Source organism: Streptomyces europaeiscabiei, assembly GCF_001550375.1.
Lineage (GTDB): Bacteria > Actinomycetota > Actinomycetes > Streptomycetales > Streptomycetaceae > Streptomyces > Streptomyces europaeiscabiei.
Genome location: NZ_LRTR01000889.1, coordinates 1 through 1,611, shown reverse-complemented (window position 1 = coordinate 1,611; position 1,611 = coordinate 1). Strand labels below are relative to the sequence as shown.

General features: G+C 68.7%; 2 protein-coding genes. Both read right to left on the bottom strand.

All coding sequences use genetic code 11. From position 1 onward, the window contains the following. Window positions 1-884, bottom strand: an 884-nt coding sequence (locus AWZ10_RS45190) for a transposase (protein WP_167366055.1), incomplete at its 3' end; no start/stop codon positions are given. Window positions 885-1,024: 140 nt separating this feature from the next. Further along, window positions 1,025-1,477 (bottom strand): DUF6069 family protein, encoded by a 453-nt coding sequence (locus AWZ10_RS45185; RefSeq protein ID WP_159058600.1) that lies wholly within the window; start codon window positions 1,475-1,477, stop codon window positions 1,025-1,027. Between the last annotated feature and the right edge of the window lie 134 nt (window positions 1,478-1,611).

The window sequence follows — 1,611 nt, the reverse complement described above, 5'->3', positions numbered from 1 at the left end:
GCCGACCGGGTAGTAAGCCGCGGGTGGATCCGGTCCCAGGCCATCGTCTGCGCGGTGCCGTAGCGGTCGGTGACCTGCGTGGTGGCCGTGTCCGGCTCGCCCCACGACTCCGGTTTGGCGAAGCGGAACTCCTTGCCGTGCTTCGGAGGCCGTCCGCCTTGGGGCGGTGAGATCCACGGCACGGGGACGGGCCTGCGCATCACCCGGTCCGAGCGCATCCTCCCGAGCACCTCGACGGGCAGCCCGTGAAGGAGGTGGGCCATGCGCGGGGCGTCGTAGCCGGCGTCGAAGACGATGAGGATGTCCAACTCGCCCGGGCGCCACCGCCCGCCCACGATCAGGTCCTGAACCACGCGGCGGACCTGGACTGCGGTGACCTCGGCGACGTCGTCGGCGGGGCCGAGGCGGACCGCGTCCAGCAACTGGCACCACGACGTGCGCCCGGATTCGAGCGCGGCGACGAACGGGTACGGCCAGCCGGGGATCATCAGGTGCTGATCCTTACTACGGCCGTAGGTGTGGCAGAACAACCTGTCCGCGCTGCACTCGGCGTCCGGCCGCAGCCAGTTGGACACGTCTACGGCCAGCACGAGCCGCCCGTCGGCCGCCTTGGGCTGGGGCAGCGCGGCCAGCGTCCGCCGCAGCCGCCCGGCGTCGATCCGGCCACGGTTGAGAGCCTCGTACAAGGCGCCGTGTCCACGGCGGTGCTCGGCCAGCAGCGTCAGGTCCACCGGCGTCCTCACCGGCCCGTCCGCGCACAACAACGCGTCGGTCAGTTCGAACAGTTCGTCACGGCGGGCGGTCAGACCCGCATAGAAGTCGTCCCGGAAGTGTGACGCCACCGCGAACGGCTCCCGCTGGGCATCGTTGTGCAGAAGACTCATTCCCCACGGCCTTCGTACTGGTCAAGTGCCTCTTTGGTCGGAGCACAGGATCAGGCGAAGGCCGTGTTCACGTCCCCGGAATCTCCGTACGAGCGATCACGTTCGAGTCCTCGTTCGAGGTCAGACCAGTAAAGACAAGCTCAACGTTGGCGGCGGTGGAGCTTCAGGGTGGTGACGACCGCCACGCCGAGGGTGATGTGCATGAGGGACAGGGCTGCGACGGTGCCGCCGTCGGCGCCGGACGACAGCGGGCCGGCGACCGACAACAGTGCCAGTCCACCGCCCACGTACTGCGCGATCCGCAGGAAGACCGGCTTCCACAGGGCCATCAAGAGGGCAGCGCCCGTCCCGACGACCAGCGGGACGACGGAGGCGCCGATGACGCCCCCGACCGTGATCAGGTGCTCTTCGCCGCCGTCGACGACGATGAGCGAGGCACCGGCCAGCTTGGCGGCGGCAAGAACGATCAGATTGACTACGGCCGCGCCGACCGCGCCGGTGACCAGCGCCTTCCACCAGGTGAGGCCGGAACGGCGGACCGAGGGTGCGGCGGGCACAGCGGGGCCGGAGTTTGGAACGGCACTGCTCGACATGGGACTTCCTCCAACGTGTGAAGTGCTGCGCTGCCCTACGGCCAGCGGCATACGAAGAAGCCTCCAATCTGAACCGCACTTGAGGTCAAGCCCTGTCCCGGCCCTGCGAGGTCAGACCATAAAGAACAAGCTGA